The organism is Salmonella sp. SAL04196, from assembly GCF_046550835.1.
In the GTDB taxonomy this organism is placed as follows: domain Bacteria; phylum Pseudomonadota; class Gammaproteobacteria; order Enterobacterales; family Enterobacteriaceae; genus Salmonella; species Salmonella enterica.
The window spans coordinates 24,070-49,139 of sequence record NZ_JBGDXE010000001.1 but is presented as its reverse complement, the minus strand read 5'-3'; the positions used below and the strand labels follow the sequence as shown (position 1 = coordinate 49,139).

Annotated in this window: 20 protein-coding genes; 6 read left to right on the top strand and 14 right to left on the bottom strand. The window is 52.7% G+C overall.

The window, feature by feature from the left end; translation table 11 throughout:
• Positions 1–64 precede the first annotated feature (64 nt).
• The 6 genes from mglC to folE all read right to left on the bottom strand — a co-directional run bounded on the left by mglC (position 65) and on the right by folE (position 7,239).
• Entirely contained in the window at positions 65–1,075 is a 1,011-nt protein-coding gene (gene mglC / locus ACLJPE_RS00230) for a galactose/methyl galactoside ABC transporter permease MglC (protein ID WP_001275101.1), read from the bottom strand.
• 15 nt (positions 1,076–1,090) lie between these two features.
• A complete protein-coding gene (gene mglA / locus ACLJPE_RS00225) occupies positions 1,091–2,611 on the bottom strand; it encodes a galactose/methyl galactoside ABC transporter ATP-binding protein MglA (RefSeq protein ID WP_000535914.1) in 1,521 nt (506 codons plus the stop codon).
• Positions 2,612–2,744: 133 nt separating this feature from the next.
• A complete protein-coding gene (mglB, locus tag ACLJPE_RS00220) occupies positions 2,745–3,743 on the bottom strand; it encodes a galactose/glucose ABC transporter substrate-binding protein MglB (RefSeq protein ID WP_001036937.1) in 999 nt (332 codons plus the stop codon).
• Positions 3,744–4,241: 498 nt separating this feature from the next.
• Positions 4,242–5,264 carry an HTH-type transcriptional regulator GalS gene (gene galS, locus ACLJPE_RS00215; protein ID WP_000628634.1) on the bottom strand — a complete coding sequence of 341 codons (1,023 nt, stop codon included), beginning with the start codon at positions 5,262–5,264 and terminating at the stop codon, positions 4,242–4,244.
• Between the two features lie 149 nt (positions 5,265–5,413).
• Entirely contained in the window at positions 5,414–6,556 is a 1,143-nt protein-coding gene (yeiB, locus tag ACLJPE_RS00210) for a DUF418 domain-containing protein YeiB (RefSeq protein ID WP_001612136.1), read from the bottom strand.
• 14 nt (positions 6,557–6,570) lie between these two features.
• Positions 6,571–7,239 (bottom strand): GTP cyclohydrolase I FolE, encoded by a 669-nt coding sequence (gene folE, locus ACLJPE_RS00205; RefSeq protein WP_001139611.1) that lies wholly within the window; start codon positions 7,237–7,239, stop codon positions 6,571–6,573.
• Between the two features lie 329 nt (positions 7,240–7,568).
• Here folE and fghA point away from each other — a divergent pair, with 329 nt between their 5' ends.
• Complete coding sequence (fghA, locus tag ACLJPE_RS00200) at positions 7,569–8,426, top strand: S-formylglutathione hydrolase (protein WP_023197104.1); 858 nt, start codon at positions 7,569–7,571, stop codon at positions 8,424–8,426.
• Here the strand turns inward: fghA and ACLJPE_RS00195 are convergent.
• Complete coding sequence (locus ACLJPE_RS00195; RefSeq protein ID WP_023212312.1) at positions 8,415–8,804, bottom strand: helix-turn-helix domain-containing protein; 390 nt, start codon at positions 8,802–8,804, stop codon at positions 8,415–8,417. The two genes, fghA and ACLJPE_RS00195, sit on opposite strands and share 12 nt — an antisense overlap.
• Before the next feature lie 4 nt (positions 8,805–8,808).
• The gene (locus ACLJPE_RS00190; RefSeq protein ID WP_023212313.1) at positions 8,809–10,176 is read right to left on the bottom strand and encodes an L-serine ammonia-lyase; all 1,368 of its coding nucleotides are present in this window, start codon (positions 10,174–10,176) and stop codon (positions 8,809–8,811) included.
• A gap of 216 nt (positions 10,177–10,392) precedes the next feature.
• Here ACLJPE_RS00190 and serB point away from each other — a divergent pair, with 216 nt between their 5' ends.
• Both serB and ACLJPE_RS00180 read left to right on the top strand, forming a co-directional pair.
• Entirely contained in the window at positions 10,393–11,280 is an 888-nt protein-coding gene (serB, locus tag ACLJPE_RS00185) for a phosphoserine phosphatase SerB (protein ID WP_000022917.1), read from the top strand.
• Positions 11,281–11,312: 32 nt separating this feature from the next.
• Entirely contained in the window at positions 11,313–12,635 is a 1,323-nt protein-coding gene (locus ACLJPE_RS00180; protein WP_039513941.1) for an MFS transporter, read from the top strand.
• A gap of 43 nt (positions 12,636–12,678) precedes the next feature.
• Here the strand turns inward: ACLJPE_RS00180 and cirA are convergent, their stop codons facing one another.
• The 3 genes from cirA to yieE form a co-directional block, all read right to left on the bottom strand.
• Positions 12,679–14,670, bottom strand: a complete 1,992-nt coding sequence (gene cirA, locus ACLJPE_RS00175) for a catecholate siderophore receptor CirA (RefSeq protein WP_000488259.1) — start codon at positions 14,668–14,670, stop codon at positions 12,679–12,681.
• Between the two features lie 343 nt (positions 14,671–15,013).
• Positions 15,014–16,483, bottom strand: coding sequence for a lysine-specific permease (gene lysP / locus ACLJPE_RS00170; RefSeq protein ID WP_000534999.1), 1,470 nt, complete (start codon positions 16,481–16,483; stop codon positions 15,014–15,016).
• A 189-nt stretch (positions 16,484–16,672) separates the two neighbouring features.
• Positions 16,673–17,536, bottom strand: a complete 864-nt coding sequence (gene yieE, locus ACLJPE_RS00165; protein WP_000548316.1) for a DNA-binding transcriptional regulator YeiE — start codon at positions 17,534–17,536, stop codon at positions 16,673–16,675.
• Between the two features lie 120 nt (positions 17,537–17,656).
• Here yieE and ACLJPE_RS00160 point away from each other — a divergent pair, with 120 nt between their 5' ends.
• Together ACLJPE_RS00160 and nfo are read left to right on the top strand one after the other, a co-directional pair.
• Entirely contained in the window at positions 17,657–18,706 is a 1,050-nt protein-coding gene (locus tag ACLJPE_RS00160) for a YeiH family protein (protein ID WP_000137966.1), read from the top strand.
• A gap of 78 nt (positions 18,707–18,784) precedes the next feature.
• Positions 18,785–19,642: a deoxyribonuclease IV gene (gene nfo / locus ACLJPE_RS00155; protein ID WP_000873912.1), complete on the top strand. Its 858-nt coding sequence runs from the start codon at positions 18,785–18,787 to the stop codon at positions 19,640–19,642.
• 64 nt (positions 19,643–19,706) lie between these two features.
• Here nfo and fruA read toward each other — a convergent pair whose 3' ends face one another.
• The 3 genes from fruA to fruB are packed head-to-tail and all read right to left on the bottom strand — an operon-like array spanning position 19,707 to position 23,480.
• Positions 19,707–21,395, bottom strand: coding sequence for a PTS fructose transporter subunit IIBC (fruA, locus tag ACLJPE_RS00150; RefSeq protein ID WP_000854488.1), 1,689 nt, complete (start codon positions 21,393–21,395; stop codon positions 19,707–19,709).
• A gap of 16 nt (positions 21,396–21,411) precedes the next feature.
• Complete coding sequence (gene fruK / locus ACLJPE_RS00145; protein WP_000091249.1) at positions 21,412–22,350, bottom strand: 1-phosphofructokinase; 939 nt, start codon at positions 22,348–22,350, stop codon at positions 21,412–21,414.
• The gene (fruB, locus tag ACLJPE_RS00140) at positions 22,350–23,480 is read right to left on the bottom strand and encodes a fused PTS fructose transporter subunit IIA/HPr protein (protein WP_000487284.1); all 1,131 of its coding nucleotides are present in this window, start codon (positions 23,478–23,480) and stop codon (positions 22,350–22,352) included. The genes fruK and fruB overlap by 1 nt, the downstream gene beginning before the upstream one ends.
• Positions 23,481–23,849: 369 nt before the next feature.
• On the opposite strand from fruB, the gene setB reads away from it, so the two are divergent.
• Positions 23,850–25,031, top strand: a complete 1,182-nt coding sequence (gene setB, locus ACLJPE_RS00135) for a sugar efflux transporter SetB (protein ID WP_000551934.1) — start codon at positions 23,850–23,852, stop codon at positions 25,029–25,031.
• Positions 25,032–25,070 lie beyond the last annotated feature (39 nt).

The window sequence follows — 25,070 nt, the reverse complement described above, 5'->3', positions numbered from 1 at the left end:
GAAGCCCGGCGCGCAGTTTCGCTGCGCCGGGTTATCTGATAAGCAAGGCAACAGGTCTGGAAAACTACTTCTTACGCGCGTATTTCAGCGAGTCCAGCGCCACGGCGAAAATGATAATGCCGCCTTTGATAATGTACTGCCAGTACGGGTTTACCCCGATATAGGTCAGGCCGTAGTTGATGACGGTAAAGATAATGACGCCGGTCACCACGCCGAAGACCGTACCCACTCCGCCGCTAAACGATACGCCCCCGACAACGCACGCGGCAATCGCATCCAGTTCATACATAAAGCCGAGGTTGTTGGTGGCAGAACCAATACGCCCTGCTTCCAGTAAGCCGCCGAAGGCATAAAACACGCCGGAGAGCGCATAAATCATCAGCAGGTTCAGCGCCACGTTTACTCCAGAAACTTTTGCCGCTTCCGGGTTGCCGCCAATAGCAAAAATGTTTTTACCAAAACGGGTCTTATTCCACAGCACCCAGACAAACGCTACCGCAATCAGGGCGTAAAAAGTGATGTAGGAGAGCCGGAAACTGCCCATCGCCACAAAGCCCTGCGCAAAGGTGGAAAAGCCGCTGTCAAAGCCGGAAATGGGCGAAGCGCCGACAAAGTCATAGTAAAGGGAGTTGATCCCATAAACGATAATCATCGTGCCAAGCGTGGTAATAAACGGTGTCACGTTCAGGTAAGCAATAATGATGCCGTTCACCAGGCCAATCACCGCGCCAATCGCGCAGACAATCAGGATGACCAGCGCAATCGGCATGGTCGCCATTTCCGGAAACACTTTATTGGCGTTTTCCATTGATTGCAGTAATGTGGCCGCCACGACCGCCGCCAGCCCTACCTGACGCCCCGCCGACAGGTCTGTCCCCTGGGTGACGATGAGTCCCGCCACGCCCAGCGCGATAATAATACGTACCGAAGATTGCGTCAGAATATTACTTAAATTCAGCAAACTTAAAAAAGTCGGGTCCTGGAAAATAATAATCGCCAGCAACACTAAAAGAACGACGTAAATTCCGCCCTCTTTCAGCCAGGTCAAAAAGCTTTTCTTGTTTAACGCACTCATAAGGAGCCCCTGATCTTAAAGGTGCAAAGAAGCAAGACGCAAAATTTCGTTTTGCGTTGTTGTTTTAGTATCGACAATGCCGGAAACGAGACCGTTACTCATCACCAGGATACGATCGGTAATCCCTAACAGCTCCGGCATTTCAGAAGAGATAATGATGATCCCCTTGCCTTTTTTCGCCAGTTCCGCAATAAGCTGATAAATTTCAAACTTTGCGCCGACATCAATGCCACGGGTCGGTTCATCCAGCATTAATATTTCCGGCTGCGTTAATAGCCAACGACCAATGATCACCTTTTGCTGATTGCCGCCGGAAAGCGAACCAATTTGCGTGCGATGCCCCGGCGTTTTTACCCGCATGGAGTCAATGACCCATTGGGTGTCGCTTTTCATCCGGGAATTATCCAATAACCCCACTTTATTTTTATAATTACGGATATTCGAAATTAATGAGTTAAATCCGATATCCAGATAGGCGTAAATTCCGGTGGAACGACGTTCTTCCGTCACCAGCGCAAAACCGTGGTTAATCGCTTCGTTCGCAGTGTGATTATTAATTTTCTTGCCATGTAAAGTGATTGTCCCGGACGACTTCTCACGAATGCCAAACAGCGTTTCGACGATATCGGTACGCTTTGCCCCAACCAGGCCGGCAATGCCCAGAATTTCGCCCTTGTGCAAATCAAAGGAGACATCGCGAATGGAAGGCTGGCGCAGCGAGGTCAGGTTACGTACCTCCAGAATCACGTCGCCCGGCTTATTTTCTTTATCCGGGAAGCGCTGGTTCAGGGATCGCCCGACCATCATCGCAATGATCTTATCCATATCCAGCCCTTCCAGCGGCTGGGTGGCAATCCACTGACCGTCGCGCAAAATAGTAATTTCATCGCACAATTGAAAAATTTCTTCCATTTTATGCGAGATATAAACAATACCGCAGCCGCGTTCTTTCAGCTTGCGAATAATGGTGAACAGATGATTAACCTCTTTCTCAGTTAACGATGAGGTCGGTTCATCCATAATAACGATCTTAGCGTTATAGGAAAACGCCTTCGCAATTTCGATCATCTGCATTTGCGAAACGGATAACGTTCCCACGCGCGCGCGCGGGTCAATATCGATATCCAGCTCATCAAATATCGCTTTGGTATCCTGGTACATTTTATCCTGGTCGACAAACATACCTTTGGTGGGATAACGCCCCAGCCACATGTTATCCATGACCGAACGTTGTAATACCAGGTTTAACTCCTGGTGTACCATCGAAATCCCATTCTCCAGCGCTTCTTTCGCCGAATGGAAGTCCACTTCTTTCCCCTGAAATACAATGCTGCCGGAATCTTTTTGATAAATACCGAAAAGACATTTTAATAATGTTGATTTGCCTGCGCCGTTTTCGCCCATTAATGCATGAATAGAGTGCGGACGAACGTTTAAGTTGACATTATCAAGCGCTTTCACGCCGGGAAATGATTTGTTAATGCCACGCATTTCCAACAAATATTCACCCGACGACGGAGAGATCGTGCTGCCCATAATGATACCCTGTCGGCCTTTTTAATTATGACTATCCGCGCCGGATGGCAAAAGAAATACGTTATCCGGTCCGCGGCGCGTCACCCTTCCACGGTTTCAGGGCGCAACAAAATTGCGCCCACAGACGGAAAAGTTATTTTTGGGTAAATTCGCTCAGATTGTCTTTGTCCACGCCGACATAAGGCACGCGCACGATTTTATTCTCAATCTTCCAGTTGGTGCCGTCAGCCGCGCCCTTGCCTTCGGCGAGGTTTTTCGCCAGATCGAATGTCGCTTTCGCCTGATTGTTGGCGTCATTCAGTACCGTACCGGCCATCGCGCCCGATTTCACCAGCGCCAAAGCTTCCGGTAACGCATCGACGCCAAAGACCGGAATCGACGATTTATTATGCGCTTTCAGCGCCTCTACCGCGCCCATCGCCATCGCATCGTTATTCGCGATAACCACTTCAATCTTGTTAGCGTTCGGGCCAGACAGCCAGGCATCCATCTTATCTTTTGCCTGCGCGGTATCCCACATGGCGGTGTCTAACGCCAGTTGCTCGGTCTGAATACCTTTAGCATTTAACTCTTTCACCACATACGTCGTACGGGCTTCCGCATCCGGGTGCCCCGGCTCGCCTTTCAGCAGAACATACTGAATTTTACCGTCTTTATTCAGATCCCAACCCTGATTCGCCTGCCAGTGTTTGGCAATCAAGTCGCCCTGAATCACACCGGATTCTTTAGAGTCAGTCCCGACATAATACGCCTTGTCATAGCTGTCCAGCGCTTTGCGGGAAGGCTCTTTGTTAAAGAACACCACCGGCACATTTTGCCCGCGCGCTTTCTCAATCACCGTACCGGCGGCTGCCGGGTCGACCAGGTTAATCGCCAGAGCTTTAACCCCTTTCGCCAATAAAACGTCAATTTGATCATTCTGTTTGGACTGATCGTTTTGCGAGTCATTCATCAGTAGCTGAACATCCGGCGCGGATTTGCCATCTTTTTCAATAGCCTTACGCACCACGGACATAAAGTTATCGTCATATTTATAAATCGTCACGCCAATACGAGTATCAGCCGCGTGCGCGTGCGCGCCGAATAACAGACTTGCCATCACGGCAGAAAGGGTCAGTACCTTCTTATTCATGGTAGCTCCGGTTTTATTATGTAGGGTATAGCGTAAAAAAATGCCCGGCTGTTCAGCACGTTAACGCGTGTTACTGAACGCCGAAGCGTATTTAGAGCCTATCCCACCAGGCGTTATTGGCGCAGCCAGTTTGGACACGGACAGCGCGCAAAAACCGGAGCGTACACGTAGTACGTGAGGTTTGACTCGCTACGCTCGCCCTTCGGGCCGCCGCTAGCGGCGTTCAAAACGCTAACGCGTTTTGGCGAGCACTGCCCAGGTCCAAAATGGCAAGTAAAATAGCCCTAATGGGATAGGCTCTTATTCAACTCTTTATTTTTGTCCGGTAGTCGCGGGATATTGTGTTAACGGTTTTTATAAGCGAAATACCCCAGCAAAACTGACAACTAACTGTTACACATTAGTTACAGTGCGACAAACGTTGTCATCATAGCTATCACAATGTTAATAAACTGTGAATTTACTCACAGATTGAAAACGGTTACATGCGGTGCGTAATCAGTTAGTGATCAGTACCGCATTCTGTCGCCACGCCACCGAATGGCGCCGCACCAGTGTCGGCATGAAGCAGTGCGTCGCCGTGATATCCAGGGTGCCTGCGGCCCCCTGTAACGCCAGCTCGGTCGCGATTTTCGCCATAGAAGCAATAGGATAGCGCACGGTAGTCAGCTGAGGATCGGTATAACGAGCAATAGGGATATCATCGAAACCGATGACAGACAGATGCAAGGGAATGGCGATGCCGTTATCTTTTAACGCCGTCAGCGCGCCCGCCGCCATGTTATCGTTATAGGCAAATACCGCCGTCAGTTGCAGATTGCGTCCCAGCAACTCAACCATTGCCGACTCGCCGCCCTGCATATCCGGCGTGCCGGTGCCAATCCAGCTCTCCGACGCAGCAACCCCCTGCTCTTGCAGCGCGTGTAACCACCCTTCTCTGCGCATCGCGTCATCTTCAATACGGTGGCTGGAGGCCAGGTAGCCGATGCGTTGATGTCCATTATTCAGCAACATTCGGGTCGCCATTCTGGCACCGCTCACATTGTCGAGACAGACACAACGGTGCGCATAACCCGGCACGATACGGTTAATCAGCACCATACCAGGGATCTGATCCATAAAGTCGCTCAGCTCGCGATCGGTTAAGGCTTTTGAGTGAACAATCAATGCGTTACAACGCTGACGGATCAAGACTTCAATCGCATGACGCTCTTTTTCCGCCTCATGATAACTGTTGCCAATGAGAACATATTTCTGGTGCTGCTGCGCGACCAGATCTACGGCTTTCACCAGAGCGCCGAAAAAGGCATCGGAAACATCCATGACCACGACACCGATGGTATCGCTCACCTGGGTGGCCAGCGCTTGCGCATTCGCATTTGGCCGATATCCCAGCAGGGTGACGGCCTGCATAACGGCGTCACGGGTGTCGGGACTGACCAACGCGCTGTTATTCAGTACGCGGGAAACGGTCGCTACAGACACGCCAGCCTGGCGCGCTACATCACGAATGGTGATCATATTCACTGCCCTGTTTGAGTTCAAAAATGCTCACAAATGCCCCGTTAGCAGGCGGCTATTTTGTCAGCACCCTGCCCAGGGCTGCGTGAGAAACATCACAGGGATGGAAACGGTTACAGCCATTTTGTTAATGAATGTGATCCAGATCGTTATCTGAGCGATCCTGACGCGCGCAACGTGAGTTGACGCCATAACCACTCGACCGGTCCCTGTCGCCAGAAACGTAGCCAGATGACGGAAAAGAGAAGGTTTATTGCCCATACCGGAACGACAAAGAACAAGAGTTCCAGTCGATTGAATTTCATAAATAAGCCAAACTGATAAAACAGTGTGGTACAGATGATCGTCTGCAGCAGATAATTGGTCAGCGCCATTCGCCCTACGCAGGCAATGGCAAGCGTCAGTCTGCATCGGCTAAGCTGCGGCCAGAAGCCAAACATCAGCGCGGCATAGCCCAGCGTTTGCAACGGCGCGCTCAGTTCGCGCGGCGCCTGCAATAAGAAGGCGCACCAGCGGTACGCCCAGTCCAGCCGCCATTGTAAGATGACCGCAGGCAGGTTGATCATTAGCCCTAACGCCACCAGCAGAATCCCGGTACGGCGATAGTGCCGCAGACTGTACTGACCTTTCAGCCAGCCGCTACGCATTAGCGCGGCGCCCAGCAGCATCATACCCGCCAGTTGCCAGCCATACTGCGCGCCGAGCGCCAGTAAACTATTCGACAGCATCTCTGCCCGGTTGCTGATAGCCTCCATGCCGCCGTTCAGCTTCCAGTATTTTTCATACAATATTGCCGACGCATCCGGCGTCCAGGCGCGGCTGGTTTCGCTACTCGATACCACGCCCAGCAGCAGTAGCACGCCAATCCCGACCAGATAAAGGAGTATGCCGGTATTGAACAGGCTTTTTACCGAAGGCGCGTCGCGTACCAGTCGCCAGCAAATTAACCCGACCAGACCGTAGGCCAGCAGAATGTCGCCGTCCCAAAAGAATAACGCATGGATAAAACCTAACAGTACCAATAGCGTTAAGCGCGACTGAATCCACTGTTTACCACGCGGAAGCAGCATTTGTAGCCCCGCGCCAAACAACAACGCGAACAGCGTAAGAAACTTAGCCTGCGCCACAATATCGAGAATCGCCCAGGACCAGGCGTCTTCGGGAACGATCGCGCCGTACCAGGCGGGATTGAGATAAGCCGCCTTCGGCAATCCAAAGGCGCTAATGTTAAGAAGCAGGATACCGAGGATGGCGACGCCACGTACAAAATCCAGCGTGACATTACGCTCCATCGTCTCCGCCTTAATCATGGATGATGGCGAACGGCACGCAGAAACTCCTGGCGCGTATTCTGGCTGGACTTAAACAATCCGCCCAGCGATGTCGTCGTCGTGGCGCTGGTTGCGTCACGAATACCGCGCGCTTTCACGCAGTAATGCACCGCATCAATCGATACCGCTACATTATTGGTGCCGAGCAAGGTTTGCAGCGCCGTCAGAATTTGTTGGGTCAAACGTTCCTGAACCTGCGGACGCTGGGCGAAGAATTGCACGATACGGTTAATTTTCGACAGGCCGATCACGGAATCTTTGGGGATATACGCGACAGTCGCTTTGCCATCAATGGTCACGAAGTGATGTTCACAGGTGCTGGTCAGCGTGATATCGCGGACGGTGACCATTTCATCCACCTTCATTTTATTTTCAATGAGGGTAATTTTCGGGAAATTGGCGTAGTCGAGGCCGGCGAAAATCTCGTCAACGTACATCTTAGCGATACGATGCGGCGTTTCCATCAGACTGTCATCGCTCAAATCGAGATTCAGCAACTGCATAATCTCAGTCATATGCCCTGCGATAAGGCTTTTTCGCGTTTCATTATCCAGTTCATCCATAGGCGGGCGCAGCGGCGTTTCCAGCCCCCGGGCAACCAGCGCGTCATGAACCAGGGCCGCTTCTTTACTGAGTGATGGCATTAATCGTGTTCTCCTGCAGGTGTGGCGCCTCTGCCCTGCATGGGGCAAAGTTTGTCAATATTGTGACAGTGTGATTATTGTGCGTGAGGTAGCGCACATAATCCAGTATTCACGCCCATAATTGTTGAAATTGTCGCTGCCTTTCATGACATCTTTTCCGGTGCGGGAATGATGGCAGGACAAAGGGCATATTTGTTAACGCAACGTTATTTAAATGATGAAGCATGTTTATGTATTACGGAAGTGAAAGTTACTCACAACGCGGTGAATAATCTGTATTATGAAGAATCTGCATACCTTATCAGGTTCACTATAAAAGGAGCCCCCGCATGGAAATGCTCGAAGAGCACCGATGTTTTGGCGGCTGGCAGCAGCGCTGGCGTCATCATGCCGCCACGCTAAACTGCGCCATGACATTCAGCATTTTTCTTCCGCCGACTCAGGATAATGAACCGCCTCCGGTACTGTACTGGTTGTCCGGGTTGACCTGCAATGATGAGAACTTTACCACCAAAGCAGGCGCGCAGCGTATCGCAGCAGAACTGGGCATTGTATTGGTGATGCCGGATACCAGTCCACGCGGTGAACAGGTCGCCAACGATAGCGGATACGATTTAGGCCACGGCGCCGGGTTTTATCTCAATGCCACACAGCCGCCCTGGGCCAGCCATTATCGCATGTACGATTACCTGCGCGATGAGCTTCCGGCGCTCATCCAGACACAGTTTAACGTCAGCGACCGTTGCGCCATCAGCGGGCACTCGATGGGCGGCCACGGCGCATTAATCATGGCGCTGAAAAATCCGGGCAAATATACCAGCGTCTCTGCTTTTGCGCCCATCGTCAACCCCAGCCGCGTGCCGTGGGGAATCAAAGCGCTTACCGCTTATCTCGGCGAAGATGAATCAGCCTGGACTGAGTGGGATAGCTGCGAATTAATGCTGGCCAGCCAGCCGCAGGACGCCATTCCTGTGCTCATCGATCAGGGCGACAGCGATCAGTTCCTCGCCGATCAGCTTCAGCCCGCCGTACTGGCGGAAGCCGCGCGGCAAACCGCCTGGCCGATGACGCTACGAATCCAGCCCGGTTACGATCATAGCTATTATTTTATTGCGTCCTTCATCGAGGACCATCTGCGCTTTCATGCCCGGTATTTACGGGGCGAGCGTGAGACGTCACCAACATAATGAATTTTCCAGCGCCGCGCTGTAATTCACCTCCTCCGACTGCGGCGCGGAAGATTTATTATTTAAATCCGCGGCCTGCTGGCGTACCTGAAGGCGGCCGCTCCCCTCTCCGCCTTCATAACTTTCGTGAAAATTACGCAGCTCGGATTCAAACAGCACCGCATCAAGATTATGCAACTTATCCAGCGCCCGCAGGAAAGAAATTAACGTATCAAGATTGAGCCCTCCCCCCTTCTCGATACGCTTGATGGTGGCGATGCCAACGTGCGCGCGATCGGCAAGCTGCTGCTGGGTCATCGAAAGAGACAGACGCGTCTCCTTTAAGCGAGCGCACAACGACAGGATAATCTCGTCGTTATTCATCGTATTGTATTTCACGCTGTTACCCTCTCTTGCGCGGCTGAATTTTCCCCAGCGAACCATGATACGTTTCACGGTATTTAGCGCTCATGTCTTTACCGGTCTCGTACATCGCAGCAATGATCTCATCGAGCGAAATACAGGGTTCGCTTACGCGACTCATCGCCATCGTCGCCGCGTTTATCGCTTTCACGGCAGAGATGGCATTTCTCTCTATGCAGGGAATTTGTACCTGCCCGCCCAGCGGATCGCAGGTCAATCCCAGATGATGTTCCATGGCAATTTCAGCGGCGCTCAGCGTTTGCTCCACGGATGCGCCCATCAGTTCAGCCAGGCCCGCCGCCGCCATTGAGCACGCCACGCCGATTTCCCCCTGACAGCCAACTTCAGATCCCAGAATAGAGGCGTTTTGTTTAAACAACATCGCGATAGCGGCGGCGGTCAGGAAGAAACGGGTCAGAGCACCGGGTTCCAGCGGCGTGACAAATTTATCATACCAGCAGAGCGCTGCCGGAATGATGCCGCACGCGCCATTGGTTGGCGCGGTAACAATCTGTCCGCCGCTGGCATTTTCTTCGCTTACCGCAATCGCGAAGGCATTGACCCAGTTCAGCGCGGTTAAAAAATCGCTGGCGGAGCGGTTAGCCTGTAACGTCTTATGTAACGCACAGGCGCGCCGCGGTACCTGATAGGGACCGGGTAATACCCCCTCAGTATGCAGGCCGCGATAAACCGCCTGCTGCATCACGTTCCATATTTGCGCCAGATAATTCTGCAACGTCTGTGGCGAGTGGCGGCACAGCTCATTTTTCATCATCAGCGCCGCCACGGACAGGCCGTTACGCCGACACAGCGCCAGCAACTGCGCGGCATGACTAAATTCAAAGGGCGACACTGTACGCAAAGGAAGCGATGGCGTCAGCGGCTCGCCATGTTTGCGGACCTGCCCGGCGCCGGTCGAAAACCAGGTCTCTTCATACACCGTGAAATAATCATCTCTGGCGCGAAACGTCATGGCATAAGGATGGCCTGGATGCGCCTGGTGATTGGCGATAATCTTGACTTTTATCGTGATTCCGCCCGCGTCGGAGAGCGGGAGTTCGATTTTGTTTTCATTTTCCGCACGCTTAATCACCGCCATATGCGAACGGAGATCGACATTCTCCGGCTGGTAGCCCAGCAGCCCAAGATAAAGGGCGGTATCCACATTGTGGCACTTGCGGCTTAACGATAACGCGCCATACAGCTCGATTTCTATTTCCCGAATTAGCGGCAACGTCTCTTGTTCTCTGAGCAATGAAATAAAGTGACAGGCGGCGCGCATCGGCCCTACGGTACGTGAGCTGGATGGACCTATTACTATTTTGAATATATCAAGGCAACTCTCCATCGTTATATCAATCCTTTCAGTCTCATTCGCGTTCAGTAATAAATAACATCCTCGCACAGTTGGCATATCAAAAGTGATACCTTTTGTGTCTGAACTTTACCTGGTATCAAAAACAACGCTTTTTTAGCCCTTTTCTGGCTGTGATATCTGTGATAGCACGAGATTCCACGCCGCAAAAGAGCCATTATAATACCCGTAAATTAAGGGAGTTATCATATGAGCATTATTTATTTTATTACTACACAGGATATCGATACGTTTCAGAAAAAATTACAGGAAACGTTATTTAATGCCGTCACCATGCCGTTTCCGCTATTATTTGATAAACGTTATGCCGCGCTTATCAATACCGTTTATTTAAAGCTTACGCTGCCAGCGGAATGTCTGACGCCTGAATTTTATCGCTATTTACGCGAACTCTCATTGCAATGGCAGTTTGATTTTTTTATTAAGCCGCAGCCACTGCCTGCTAACGGTATTATCGTGTTTGATATGGACTCGACATTTATTGCGGAAGAAGGCGTGGATGAAATTGCCCGCGAGCTTGGCATGTCGACGCAAATCACCGCCATTACCCAACAGGCGATGGAGGGCAAGCTTGATTTTAACGCCAGTTTTACCCGACGTATCGGAATGTTGAAAGGCACACCGAAAGCAGTGCTGAACGCCGTATGCGATCGCATGACCCTTTCGCCAGGCCTGTTAACTATTCTACCAGTCATCAAGGCCAAAGGATTTAAAACCGCGATTATCTCCGGGGGACTGGATATATTCACCCAGCGTCTAAAAGCGCGATATCAACTGGATTATGCCTTTTCGAATACAGTTGAAATACGCGATAACGTTCTGACGGATAACATTACCTTACCGATTATGAACGCCGCAAACAAAAAACAGACGCTGGTTGACCTGGCTGCCCGGTTAAATATTGCCACAGAGAACATTATTGCCTGCGGTGATGGCGCCAACGATCTGCCGATGTTAGAACATGCCGGCACCGGTATTGCCTGGAAAGCGAAGCCGGTTGTACGGGAAAAAATCCACCATCAGATTAATTATCACGGTTTCGAATTGCTTCTTTTTCTTATTGAAGATGAATTATAACGCGACTCACCTCGCCGGAAGGGAATTTTAAAATGAGTATAAAAACATTTATTTTCAGCCAGCCCGATAAGCCGATTGTAAAAGAGAAAAAAGAGATAGACCAGACCTATAAAAAATTTCGTTTTGAGATTATCGCCTCGGTCTTTATCTCTTATGCCGTCTTTTATCTTACCCGTAAAAACTTCTCCGCCGCGATGCCGGCCATGCTGACGCAAACGTCGCTGACCGCAGAAGACTTCGCCATTATGTCTTCTATTTTTTACATTCTTTATGGCGCGATGAAGTTTGTCGGCGGGATGCTGGTCGATAAAATTAACCCGAAAGCCATGACCGGCCCGGTGCTGATTGGCGTGGGGATTGTAAATATTCTGTTCGGCTTTTCCGATAGCGTGGCGGCATTCTACGTACTGTACAGCCTCAACGCGATATTACAGGGCACCAGCTTTCCGCCGATGGCGAAAATTATGGCCTCGTGGTTTTCGAAAAACGAACGGGGACGCTGGTGGGCTATCGTTGAAGCGGCGCACAATATCGGCGGCAGCCTCGCGCCGCTGCTGACCAGTTTTGCTATCGCCTTTAGCGGTAGCTGGAAAATGGGGTTTTATGTTCCCGGCGCCATTTCGCTGCTGATGGGGATAGTGGCGCTATTTACCATTAAAGATCGTCCCGGTACGTTAGGTTTGCCCAACGTGGGGCAGTGGCGTAACGACCCGACGGAACTGGCCCAGGTCAAGGCCAGCCCGGTCAACCTGAGCTTCTGGCAGATTTTTGTGAAATATATCCTGACCAATCCACTGGTATGGATCATTATTATCGGTGATATGTCGGTTTATATTGCGCGCACCATCCTTAACGACTGGCCGCAGATTTACTATTCGCAGGTTCACGGCTGGAGCCTGATAAAAGCGAACTCGATTATTTCCTGGTTTGAGGCGGGCGGACTGGCAGGTGGGTTGCTGGCAGGCTACTTGTCTGACTTTATGTTCAAAAGTAACCGCTGGATGACAGGGTTAATCTTCGCGTTAGCGCTGTGCATATGCATCGTGCTGGTGCCGCTGGTTCAGGATACCTCTTACACCCTCACCGCGATTCTGTTCACCATCATGGGCTTCGCCTTATACGGACCGCATATGCTTTTTGCCGTCGGCTGTCTGGATATGACCCATAAGGATGCGGCGGGATCGATTACCGGCTTTCGGGGATTGTTCAGCTATGTCGGCGCGGCAATGGCCGGTGTGCCGGTAATTATGGTGAAAAATAGCTGGGCGTGGTCGGGCGTTTATATCTATGCGTTAATCGCCATTCTGTTAACGACTCTGTCGCTGGCGCTGCTCTCCAGGCTGCATCGGTTATAACATTCTGGCGACAGCGGCAAAACGCGGCTGTCGCCAGTCTCTGTCAGAAACGGTAATCCACCGCCATAAAGTAACGACGTCCGTCTTCGGTGTAACCGTAGTCGTCGCGTTTGAGATCTTTATCGCCCACGTTCAGAACGCCCGCACGCAGTTTAACATTTTTCGTCGCCTGCCATGCCGCGCCGGTATCCCAGACCACGTACCCACCCGGCGTTTTCGCCGTTGCGCTGTCGGCCCGCTTACGCCCGGTATAATTCCCTGATACGTAGAATGACCAGTCTTCGAGCTGCACCGGTTTCCAGTCCAGCGTACCGTTCGCGGTGTGGAACGGCAGATCGGAAAGCGGCTTGTTCCCGCCATTACTGACGTCGCGTCCGTCGTTATAGGTGTAATTCAACGACAGTTTCCACGCCTCGTTAAACGGAACTTTCAACTCGGTTTCCACGCCCTGAATACGCGCTTTATTCACGTTGTAATAACGGAAGACCGGAACGCGCTGTCCCCGACTATTGGTTTCGAAACCGACAAAGTTGGAATAGCCGGGCGCGGCGTTAACGTCAGCGGTACGGCTAATGCTGATGCGATTGTCCACATCGTTACGGAACGTGGTAACGCTCGCTTCCACGCCCTCCAGTATGCCTTCTTCGCCACGGTAGTAAAGGCCGAGCTCCCAGCTTTCACTGGTTTCAGGTTTCAGATCCGGGCTACCGATAATGCGGCATCCTCCACGGCAGGAGTTGGTCGCCCAGTCCGGACTTAATTGCAATAGCGACGGCGCTTTAAAGGCCGTGGCCCACCCACCTTTCACCGTCAGGGTATCCGTTGCGTTATAGACCAGATAAGCACGCGGGCTCCAGTGATCGCCATAGGTTTCATGGTCATCCATACGAATACCGGTGGTCAGCGCCAGCGGTTCGAAGATGCGCCACTCATCTTCAAGGAACAGAGCATACTGGCTGGCGGAGGTTTTAGTACTGGAACCGCCGGTCAGGTTGACCGCATCGCTCAGTTTATCGTGACGCCATTCGCCGCCGAAGGTGAGGAACTGGTTGACAGACGCTAACGGCAGAACGTATTTCCCGTCAATCGAATTGCTTTCTGACGTGATAGGGCTACTGTTGCCGGGGTTTTTGTTTTCCACTTTTTCGCCGTAGAACTTGAGCTCGCTGTTACCGAGATCCCAACGTCCGTTATGGCTCAACGCGTAGTTTTGCCGTTCCAGACGGTTTTTATCCAGCGAGTCGGAGTCCCGGTCCTGGCGATCAAAACCGTAGCCTGCGGTAACGTCATGATTTTCGTTTGGTGTCCAGGCAAACTCGACGTTTCCATCCCGGCTGGTAAATCCTTCAATGCGCGGCGTTTCACCCGTAGCGGTGGTGGCGGAACTCTGCTGCTCGTCTTTTCCGCGTTTCGCCAGGCTACCGTAGGCTTTCATTCCCAGCACGCCGTCGATCAGCGGACCGCTGGTAAAGAACTGGCCGTTATAGGTATCGCCACGGTCGCGATGTTCCTGAATAGTGGAGTCAACCGTGACGCTACCGTGCCATTTCTGACCAATTTTTTTGGTAATAATGTTGACCACGCCGCCCAGCGCATCGGAGCCATACAGCGAGGACATGGGGCCACGCACCACTTCAATGCGTTCGATAGCGTCAACCGGTATCCAGTTCAGATCAAAATCATTATGGCGGAAGACCGCGTTACGGGAGTTAACGCGCTTACCGTCGATCAGGATCAGCGTATAACTGCTGTCCAGACCACGAATACTCACGCCTTTACGGTTATCCCCTTCGTTAGTGAGCTGTACGCCCGGCACCTCTTTCAGGACATCTTTCAGGTTTTGCACGGGCCTGCGCTGTAAATCTTGCTGGGTAATGACGCTGATACTTGCTGGCGCATCTTTCAGATTTTGTTCAATAGCGGACGCGGTAACGACCATGGTTTCACCATCATCCGTTGCCGCGGCAACCGGCCAGGCCAACGTAACTGCGGACATACAAAGCCCTACCCGAACGAAAGGGTTAAACCTAAACATTCCATTTCTCCATGAGGTAAATACGACAAAAAAATCGGTTATCGCTCACAACGCATTACGTTTCGCCTACGATAACAGTTATCACGGCGAACTCTTTTTATGCAGGCGAGTCGGGCTCATGAGTGACGGTCGCGCCCGAATCTTCATCCTTTCTGATTTCGAGCGTAACGATAAAGCAAACGATAATAATTATCAATTTAATTGTTAATAATTATGTCATTTGAACCAATCATGAAGAAAAAACAAAAAACCCTCTCGAATGAGAGGGTTAGAAGGGTCAGGTTCAGGCAGTCAGTGCCGGATAGCGGTATAAAGCCTATCCGGCCATGACGAGAATACCGCGTTACTTTTTAACGCGTTCCGGGAAGTGCATTTCGCTATAGCGCACGAAATGCGTGCCTTTTATCAGCTTGTAGCCGAACCAGATAAGCAGGAACAGCGGAATACCGATATAGGTCGCCGCGACGCCGCCCCAGTCGATGGTATCTTTCAGGAACGCTTCATAGTTCTGCCCCAACGTAATAATCAGGCACAGTACAAAGGCGAAAATCGGCCCCAGCGGGAAGAACCCGGAACGGTACGGCAAATCATTCACATCATACCCTTGTATCACGTAACCGCGACGGAAGCGATAATGGCTAATGGCAATCCCCAGCCAGGCGATGAAGCCCGTCATACCGGAGGTGTTCAACAGCCACAGATAGACCGTCTGGTTGCCGAACATTGAGGTCAAAAAGCAAAGACCGGCAATCACGGTGGTGGCATAAAGCGCATTGCGCGGTACGCCGCCGCGGGACAATTTCGCAAAAATACGCGGGGCCTTACCGTCACAGGCCAGGGTGTAGAGCATACGGGTCGAGGCATACATTCCGGAGTTGCCCGCAGACAGTACCGCCGTCAGGATAACCGCATTCATTATCGCCGCCGCAGACAACAAGCCCGCATGCTGGAACACTAAGGTAAACGGACTGACGCTAATGTCTTTGACGTCGTTACGCAGCAGGTTTGGATCGGTATAAGGAATGATCAGGCTGATAATCAAAATCGCGAAAACATAAAACAGCAGAATACGCCAGAACACCTGACGCACCGCGCGCGGAATATTCTTCTCCGGGTTTTCAGATTCCCCGGCGGCAATACCAATCAGCTCAGTTCCCTGGAAAGAGAAGCCCACGATCATCGCGACGCCAATCATTGCCGCAAAACCGCCAGCAAAAGGCGCATCGCCCGTCGTCCAGTTGCTCCAGCCGACCGGCTCGACACCTTTAAAGATGCCGATAATCATCGCTACGCCAACGATGATGAAGATAATAACGGTCGCGACTTTAATTAACGAGAACCAGTACTCCGCCTCGCCAAAACCGCGTACGGAAATGTAGTTCAGCAAGAAAATGACGCAGAGGAATAGCGCGCTCCAGATCCAGCCCGGCGTATCCGGGAACCACCAGCCCATCACCAATTGTGCGGCAACTAGGTCAACAGCGATAGTCACCGCCCAGTTGTACCAGTAGTTCCAGCCCAGCGCGAAACCAAAGCCTTCTTCCACATAGTTCTGACCATATGTCGCAAACGAGCCAGATACCGGCATATAGGCCGCCAGCTCGCCAAGACTGGTCATCAGGAAGTAGACCATCAAACCAATCAGAATATAAGAAAACAGCGCGCCGCCTGGCCCCGCCTGAGAAATTGTCGCACCAGATGCAACGAAAAGACCTGTCCCGATGGAGCCGCCAATGGCAATCATCGTCAGGTGACGCGCCTTTAATTCGCGACGTAGCGCGGGCGCTTCTGTGGTTTTAGTTTTGGAACCCATGTGAAAATGCTATCCATCCAAAAAATGAGGCGCGATTGTAACAGACGAAATACTATCCTTCCGACACAAATGCGCGGTTATAAGAGACCTTCATGACCGGCCACGGATTATAAGTAAAGCAGAGAATAACGTATACGTAAGCGGATACTAAAAATGGCGATGCCGCCCGGGCAGCCCTCCTCTTCACCTTTATTCACAGTAACTCAAAAAACGCTGCAACGCGTTAGAAAGATGTTTCTGCCGATGATGAACACGCCACAACGTGCGCACCAGGCGCGGTAACGGCACCGCGACTTCGCCCAGGGTTCCCGCCTGGAGTTGTTCAGCAATCACCCGGCGCGATAAACAGCTTATCCCCAGTCCGTGACGCACCGCATGTTTGATCGCTTCTGAATTCCCCAACTCCATCGCCATATGAAAGCGCGGCAAGTGCGACAACAGTAAATAATCGACAATTTCCCGCGTACCGGAACCGCGCTCGCGTAAAATCCATGGGGATGCCGCAAGCTGTTCCAGCGTCACCGGCCCCTGCGTCAGCGGCGAGGACGGCGCGGCAAAGACCACCAGCTCATCTTCCAGCCACGGCTCAGAGATAATCTCTGTACTGTGACATGGTCCTTCAATCAGGCCGATATCAACCCGAAAATCCAGCACCGCGTTAATCACGTCCTGGCTGTTTCCCACGCTGAGTTCCAGCGGCAAGGCCGGATAATGCTGGCGATAGCGGGCAATCATGGCGGGTAAAATGTAATTGCCGATGGTGCTACTGGCATAAACCCGTATCGCGCCGTTATCTTCACGAAATAGCTGCTCAATTTCTACCGCTTGCTCCAGCAATGCCAGAGCGCGCGGGTATAACAAGCGCCCATGTTCGTTGACCACCAGCCGTTTCCCCACCCGATCAAACAACTGTACGCCGAGCTGACCTTCCAGATCGGTGAGCGCGGCGCTAACGGCGGACTGCGATAATGACAGCATGACCGACGCCTGGGTTGTTGAACCGCTTTTCAGTACTTCAGCAAACACTTCAAGTTGTCGTAGCGTAATATGCATAGTCGTATCCCACCGATAGCGTTTCACTTACCACTTATAAAGATTAATTATAAATATATAATCAATTTTATTTTTAAACCAGATCACCGTAACCTTATTGTCCATATACAGGAGAAGGTTATGACAGAACTCACCTTGCAGAATCATCGTCGTACAATGTGGCATTTTATACCGGGGCTCGCTCTGAGCGCCGTCATTACAGGAGTCGCCCTGTGGGGCGGCGCTATCCCTGCCGTTGCAGGCGCGGGGTTCAGCGCCCTGACCCTGGCTATCCTGCTAGGTATGGTTATCGGGAATACCGTCTATCCACAAATATGGAAACAATGCGACGGCGGCGTGCTGTTTGCAAAACAACATCTGCTGCGTTTAGGGATTATCCTTTACGGCTTCCGCCTTACCTTTTCACAAATCGCCGATGTGGGCATTAGCGGTATTGTGATTGACGTATTAACGCTTTCCAGCACGTTCATGCTGGCCTGCTTCTTAGGCCAAAAAGTCTTTGGTCTGGACAGGCACACCAGTTGGCTGATTGGCGCCGGTAGCAGTATCTGCGGCGCGGCGGCGGTACTGGCGACAGAACCGGTGGTAAAAGCGGAAGCCAGTAAGGTTACTGTAGCCGTCGCGACTGTCGTTATTTTCGGCACCATCGCTATTTTCCTTTACCCGGCAATGTATCCGCTGCTGGCGCACTGGTTCAGCCCGGAAACTTACGGCATCTATATCGGCTCAACCATGCATGAAGTCGCGCAAGTGGTCGCAGCGGGTCACGCCGTTAGCCCGGATGCGGAAAATGCGGCAGTTATCGCTAAGATGCTGCGTGTCATGATGCTGGCGCCGTTCCTGATCATTCTGGCAGCACGCGTTAAACAGCTTTCCCCGGCGACCGGCGCGGAAAAAAGCAAAATTACCATTCCGTGGTTTGCTATTTTCTTCATCGTAGTGGCGATCTTCAACTCTTTCCACCTGCTGCCGAAAGCCGTGGTGGATATGCTGGTGACGCTGGACACGGTACTGCTGGCGATGGCGATGGCGGCGTTGGGTCTGACCACTCACGTTAGCGCATTGAAAAAAGCGGGGGCGAAACCGCTGCTGATGGCGCTGGCATTATTCGCCTGGCTGATTATTGGCGGTGGCGCCATTAACGTCCTAATCCATAGCCTTATCGCATAAATTATTACGTTTCACGCCTGTTAACCCGTTATCATAGCGTTCGTAATGAACCGTTAGCGGGTTTAACAGGAGTCTTTTATGAAATACATCGGAGCGCACGTCAGCGCTGCTGGCGGTCTGGCTAACGCCCCTGCCCGCGCGGCTGAAATTGGCGCAACGGCCTTTGCGCTTTTCACAAAAAACCAGCGTCAGTGGCGTGCCGCCCCCCTTACTCCCCAGGTCATTGATGACTTTAAAATCGCCTGTGAAAAGTATCATTTCTCGGCGGCGCAAATTCTTCCCCACGATAGTTACCTGATTAATCTGGGCCATCCGGTCAGTGAAGCACTGGAAAAATCACGTGATGCCTTTCTCGATGAAATGCAACGCTGTGAACAACTCGGCTTAACCTTGCTTAATTTTCATCCCGGTAGCCATTTGATGCAGATTGCACAGGAGGATTGCCTGGCGCGGATCGCGGAATCCATCAATATTGCCCTCGCGCAGACCGAGGGCGTTACGGCGGTTATCGAAAATACAGCCGGTCAGGGCAGTAATCTGGGGTTTGAGTTTGAACAGTTAGCCGCCATCATCGACGGCGTGGAAGATAAGTCGCGCGTTGGCGTCTGTATCGATACCTGCCATGCCTTTGCCGCCGGATATGATCTGCGTACGCCAGAGGCGTGCGAAAAAACGTTCGCCGGATTCGGGAAAATTGTCGGATTTCAGTATTTGCGCGGAATGCACCTGAACGACGCCAAAAGCGCCTTCGGTAGCCGCGTTGACCGCCATCACAGTCTGGGTGAAGGCAATATCGGCCACGATGCGTTTCGTTGGATTATGCAGGATGCGCGTTTTGACGGTATTCCGCTGATACTGGAGACCATCAATCCTGATATCTGGGCGGAAGAGATTGCGTGGTTAAAAGCCCAGCAAATTGCCGAAGCGGTGGCCTGACGCGCAATGTTCTTCAGGCAATAAAAAAGGCAGAGCGCGCTCTGCCTTTTTTAGCGTGTTTCTCTTACGCCGCTTTTGCCGCGACTTCCGTCTCCGGACGTTTCAGGACGGCATAAGCCAGCCCTGCCACCAGCGTACCGGCCACAATTGCCAGCAGGTATCCCAATACCGGCGTAATTGCGCCTGGGATAAGCAGAACAAACAGACCGCCATGCGGCGCCATCAATTTTGCGCCTACCGCCATAGAAATAGCCCCGGTCAACGCGCCGCCAACGATACAGCACGGCAGTACACGCATCGGGTCGCGCGCCGCAAACGGAATAGCGCCTTCAGTGATAAAGCACAGCCCCAGCACCAACGCCGCTTTACCGCCTTCCTGCTGCGCTTTGTCGAACTTACGACGCGCCACCATCGTCGCCAGACCCAGCGCTAACGGCGGTACCATACCTGCGGCCATGATCGCCGCCATCGGCGCGTAAGTTTGCGTACTCAGCAGACCAACGCCAAACGCATACGCCGCTTTGTTCACCGGGCCGCCCATGTCGGTACACATCATCCCGCCGAGAATCGCGCCCAGCAGCACCGCATTTGCCGTCCCCATGGTTTGCAGCCAGTGGGTGAGCCCTTCCAGAATCCCGGCAACCGGTTTACCGATCAGGTAAATCATCGCCAGCCCCACCACCAGACTGGAAATTAACGGGATGATCAGGATTGGCTTCAGCGCTTCCATACTTTGCGGAAGTTTCAGTTTGGTACTGATAAGCTTCGCCATATACCCGGCAAGGAAGCCGGCAATGATCCCGCCGATAAAACCGGAACCGGTGCTAACCGCCAGCATACCGCCAATCAGACCTGGCGTAAGGCCTGGGCGATCCGCGATGGAGAAAGCGATATAACCCGCCAGTACCGGCACCATCAGCGCAAACGCCGAACCGCCGCCAATCTGCATCAGCGCCGCCGCCAGCGTGTCCGGCACCTTAAAGGCTTCAATACCAAAGGCGAAGGAAAGCGCGATACACAGTCCCCCGGCAACCACCATAGGCAGCATGTAAGAAACGCCCGTCAACAGATGCCGGTATGCGCCAGCGCTCTCTTTCTTCCCTTCGGTCGCCGCTTGCGATGCCTTACCCGCCGGTTGATACGGCGTTGCTTCCGCTACGGCTTTATCCAGCTCCTGCGCCGTCTTTTTCAGCGCCAGGCCGGTCGACGTGCGGTACATCGGGAGACCGGCAAACTTCGCCAGATCCACTTCGATATCCGCCGCCACAATCACTAAATCCGCTTCCGCCACCTCTTCCGGGGTGATGGCATTGCCGGCCCCCACGGAGCCGCGCGTTTCGACTTTTACCCACCAGCCGCGTTTTTTCGCTTCGGTTTCAATGGCTTCAGCCGCCATAAAAGTATGGGCGACGCCGGTCGGGCAGGCCGTTACCGCGACCACGCGTTTCGGACCGCCGCTCGCCGCAGGAGCAACCGCAGCAGGAGCGCTGTAAGGGGTCGCATGGCTTTTGGCTTCACTCAGAAACAGTTCCGGATGCGCGACGGCGCGACCAATATCCCCCAGCCAAACCTTTTTGCCGTTCAGAGCATTGTCGTTCGGCAGAGATTCGCCCAGCACGATCGCCAGCTCAGCATCATTCGGATTGTCGATAATTTCCAGATTTGCTTTATGCGCCGCCGATCCAAGCAGGGTTTTCGCCATGTAAGCGCGAGCCTGGCCGAGATTAGCGTCAATTATCAGCAGCGTTTTCATTATGCCTCTCCTGCTGTCAGTTAAACGGTTGTAAGTCGACACGCGCCATCATTGCGGCCAACTGAGGACGATCGGTAATACCCACATTGCTCTGGCTGACCGCCAGCGCGGCAACCGCCGTCGCCAGACGCAGCGTATGTTCGCTGGACTCGCGCATCAGCAGGCCGTAAATCAATCCGCCAACCATGGAATCGCCTGCGCCGACGGTACTTACCACGTCAACTGCCGGTGGTTTAGCGATCCATTCTCCTGAGGCGTTAACCCACAGCGCGCCTTCCGCCCCCAGCGAAATCACCACATGGGCGATACCCTGTTCGCGTAACGCGTGCGCCGCATCAATCACATCTTTCATTTCCGGGAGCTTACGACCCGCCCAAATTTCCAGTTCGCGGCGATTCGGTTTCACCAGCCACGGCGCAGCTTTAAGACCGGCGACTAACGCTTCACGGCTACTATCAAAGATAATGCATGGACACTGGCTGCGCAGACGCGTCATCCAGTCGGTGAACGCTTCCGGGCTCACGCCAGCCGGTAAGCTACCGCTGACGCAGACCATATCGAACTGACCCAGCCAGCTCAGGGAGTCGTTAACAAAGCGTTCCCAGTCTGCGGGGGTCACGTCAAAGCCGGAAAAGTTGAAGTCGGTCACTTCGCCATCTTTTTCCGTCAGCTTCACGTTGATGCGGGTCCGGCCCTGAACCACCTGAAAGCGGTTAGCGATGCCCAGTTCGCTGAACAATTGCTGAAAACCGTCCTGGTTATCTTTACCGAGAAAACCGCCGACGGTGACGTCGATGCCTAAGTCTTTCAGCACCTTGGCAACGTTAATGCCTTTGCCCGCCGCGTGCAGACCCGTGGTTTTCACCAGGTTCACTTCGCCGCGTTCGATTTCAGGGCAAAACCCAACCAGATCGTAAGCCGGATTAAGGGTAATGGTGGCAACACGCCTGCTCATTATGCGCCCTCCCCGAGACCGGCGGCGATCGCATCGCCAATCGCTTTCAGCGCCTGTTCAGCATCTTCACCCTGCGCGGTAAAGCGCAGACGATGGCCTTTCTTCACGCCTAATGCCACCACTTTCATCAGACTACGTCCGTTTGCCGGTTTGCCGGTTCCATCAAGGTTTGTCACGGTAATTTCACTGTTAAATTGTTTAATCGTATTCACCAGCATGGTGCCCGGACGGGCATGGAGACCATGCTCATTACGCACTACAAATTCCGCGCTCAGTACGTCATCCGTCAGCGCATCATCACTGGTCAGCAACGCCAGCAGCGTCGCGGCGTCGGCGCTCAGCAGACGATCGGCTTTATTGTTCAGCAACAGGTCGCCGAGGCGTTTTAGCACGGCAATCGGCTGCTCGTCGTTCATCGCGACAGTGACTAATAAGGCTGCTTTTTCACCCTCTACGTCAAACGCCTGGGTCGCACGGCTTACCGCAACAGCGCTGCGCAAATTGCCTTCCGCGCTGTCGTTCAGCCAGATACCTTGTCCCAAATTCATCGGACTGTCGTTAATCGTTTTTGCGACGAACGCCGCATCAACCGCTCCCGCCTCTTTCAGACGCGCCGCATTTAGCGCCTGCAATGTGATCAGCGAGCTGGCGATGACATCCAGCGTCATCGTCTCGTTATCAAGTTTTAATTGTTCACTTTGCTTCTCGCCCATCAGCAATGCGCGCAGCTCTTCTGCCGTTGTCGCGGATTTCAGCTGTTCAGCCACGGAGTCATCGCTCAGCACATGCGTCAGCTGACGCAGCAGGCCGAGGTGTTCGTCCGAACTGGCGGCAATACCAATCGCCACATAGGCGACCTGGCCTTCTCCCCAGGTAACGCCCTGCGGGAATTGAAAGACCTGGACGCCGGTTTTCAGCACCTGATCGCGCGTGTCTGTTGTGCCATGGGGAATCGCAATACCATTGCCAAGAAAGGTCGAGGTTTGCTGTTCGCGCGCCAGCATACCGTCAACATAGCCGCCCGCCACATTCCCCGCCTGCGCTAACGCGGCGGCGATTTGCCGAATGGCCTCTTCTTTATTTCCGGCCTGCTCGCCCGGATGAATGTCCTGAACCGATAACTGGAACATGTGTCTCCTCTCCTGCTGAATTGAAACGATTCAGCCACTATGAGAAAAAAAGCGCCAATCTGAGTTATCAAAAAAAACCAGATCGCGCTGAAACGTTTCAAGAAGTCTGGATCTTTCTGCTTCAGCACGCAAGAAAAGTTACCGGTTTTGTAGCAATTTTTTGAGGTGAAGCACATTTTTTCTCCAACAGCCCCTCAATAGCTGACGCATAAAAGGCTTCAGCTTTTTTCTTTCAGCTTGCGTCAGCACACCCTGGTAACAAATTGGAATGCTATTTTGATTTTTCGTGTCGATTTTGATTCAGACGCCTGTTTATTTTCTGACGGGCAGCGTAAACTCCGCCTCTCTTCACACCACTGATATAGAAACATGCACAACAGTCCCGCCGCCGCTGCGCCTAAATCATTTGACCTGACGTCTACCGCCTTTTTGATCGTCGCTTTTCTCACCGGTATTGCCGGTGCGTTACAGACGCCGACGCTCAGTATTTTTCTGACGGATGAGGTTCACGCCCGTCCCGGCATGGTGGGATTCTTTTTTACCGGCAGCGCGGTTATCGGCATTATCGTGAGCCAGTTTCTGGCCGGTCGCTCAGATAAAAAAGGCGATCGCAAAAAACTGATCGTTTTCTGTTGTGTGCTGGGCATGTTGGCCTGCGTGTTGTTTGCCTGGAACCGCAACTACTTTATTTTGCTGTTCATCGGCGTCTTTCTCAGTAGCTTCGGCTCTACCGCCAACCCGCAGATGTTTGCGCTGGCCCGTGAACATGCCGATCGTACAGGTCGTGAAGCGGTGATGTTCAGCTCAATCCTCCGCGCCCAGGTCTCATTGGCCTGGGTCATTGGGCCGCCGCTGGCCTATGCTCTGGCGATGGGTTTTAGCTTTACGGTGATGTATTTGAGCGCGGCGGTAGCTTTTATCGTCTGCGGCGTCATGGTGTGGTTCTTTTTACCGTCAATGCGCAAAGATGCGCCGCTGGCAACCGGTACGCTGGAAGCACCGCGTCGTAATCGCCGCGATACGCTGTTGTTGTTTGTCATCTGTACGTTAATGTGGGGAACTAACAGCCTGTATATCATTAATATGCCGCTGTTTATCATCAATGAGCTGCATCTTCCGGAAAAACTTGCAGGCGTGATGATGGGCACCGCCGCCGGGCTGGAGATTCCCACAATGCTGATTGCAGGTTACTTCGCCAAACGGTTGGGAAAACGCCTGTTAATGTGCATCGCCGTTGTCGCCGGACTGTGCTTTTATGCGGGTATGTTGCTGGCGCACGCACCGGCGACGTTGCTCGGCTTGCAGTTGCTGAACGCGATTTACATCGGCATTCTTGGCGGGATTGGCATGCTCTATTTTCAGGATCTCATGCCAGGCCAGGCGGGTTCAGCCACCACGCTGTATACCAATACCATTCGCGTCGGCTGGATCATTGCCGGTTCGCTGGCGGGAATCGCTGCAGAAATCTGGAATTATCATGCGGTCTTCTGGTTTGCGTTAGTTATGATTGTCGCCACCATGTTCTGCCTGGCGCGTATTAAAGATGTTTAACTTGCAAGCCTGATACTTTTACTCTTCGACACATTTCAG

Excerpts from the sequence above, each read along its gene's own strand:
- mglC (WP_001275101.1), bottom strand. The coding sequence starts at position 1,075 with ATGAGTGCGTTAAACAAGAAAAGCTTTTTGACCTGGCTGAAAGAGGGC.
- mglA (WP_000535914.1), bottom strand. The coding sequence starts at position 2,611 with ATGGGCAGCACGATCTCTCCGTCGTCGGGTGAATATTTGTTGGAAATG.
- mglB (WP_001036937.1), bottom strand. The coding sequence starts at position 3,743 with ATGAATAAGAAGGTACTGACCCTTTCTGCCGTGATGGCAAGTCTGTTA.
- galS (WP_000628634.1), bottom strand. The coding sequence starts at position 5,264 with ATGATCACCATTCGTGATGTAGCGCGCCAGGCTGGCGTGTCTGTAGCG.
- yeiB (WP_001612136.1), bottom strand. The coding sequence starts at position 6,556 with ATGGAGCGTAATGTCACGCTGGATTTTGTACGTGGCGTCGCCATCCTC.
- folE (WP_001139611.1), bottom strand. The coding sequence starts at position 7,239 with ATGCCATCACTCAGTAAAGAAGCGGCCCTGGTTCATGACGCGCTGGTT.
- fghA (WP_023197104.1), top strand. The coding sequence starts at position 7,569 with ATGGAAATGCTCGAAGAGCACCGATGTTTTGGCGGCTGGCAGCAGCGC.
- ACLJPE_RS00190 (WP_023212313.1), bottom strand. The coding sequence starts at position 10,176 with ATGGAGAGTTGCCTTGATATATTCAAAATAGTAATAGGTCCATCCAGC.
- serB (WP_000022917.1), top strand. The coding sequence starts at position 10,393 with ATGAGCATTATTTATTTTATTACTACACAGGATATCGATACGTTTCAG.
- ACLJPE_RS00180 (WP_039513941.1), top strand. The coding sequence starts at position 11,313 with ATGAGTATAAAAACATTTATTTTCAGCCAGCCCGATAAGCCGATTGTA.
- cirA (WP_000488259.1), bottom strand. The coding sequence starts at position 14,670 with ATGTTTAGGTTTAACCCTTTCGTTCGGGTAGGGCTTTGTATGTCCGCA.
- lysP (WP_000534999.1), bottom strand. The coding sequence starts at position 16,483 with ATGGGTTCCAAAACTAAAACCACAGAAGCGCCCGCGCTACGTCGCGAA.
- yieE (WP_000548316.1), bottom strand. The coding sequence starts at position 17,536 with ATGCATATTACGCTACGACAACTTGAAGTGTTTGCTGAAGTACTGAAA.
- ACLJPE_RS00160 (WP_000137966.1), top strand. The coding sequence starts at position 17,657 with ATGACAGAACTCACCTTGCAGAATCATCGTCGTACAATGTGGCATTTT.
- nfo (WP_000873912.1), top strand. The coding sequence starts at position 18,785 with ATGAAATACATCGGAGCGCACGTCAGCGCTGCTGGCGGTCTGGCTAAC.
- fruA (WP_000854488.1), bottom strand. The coding sequence starts at position 21,395 with ATGAAAACGCTGCTGATAATTGACGCTAATCTCGGCCAGGCTCGCGCT.
- fruK (WP_000091249.1), bottom strand. The coding sequence starts at position 22,350 with ATGAGCAGGCGTGTTGCCACCATTACCCTTAATCCGGCTTACGATCTG.
- fruB (WP_000487284.1), bottom strand. The coding sequence starts at position 23,480 with ATGTTCCAGTTATCGGTTCAGGACATTCATCCGGGCGAGCAGGCCGGA.
- setB (WP_000551934.1), top strand. The coding sequence starts at position 23,850 with ATGCACAACAGTCCCGCCGCCGCTGCGCCTAAATCATTTGACCTGACG.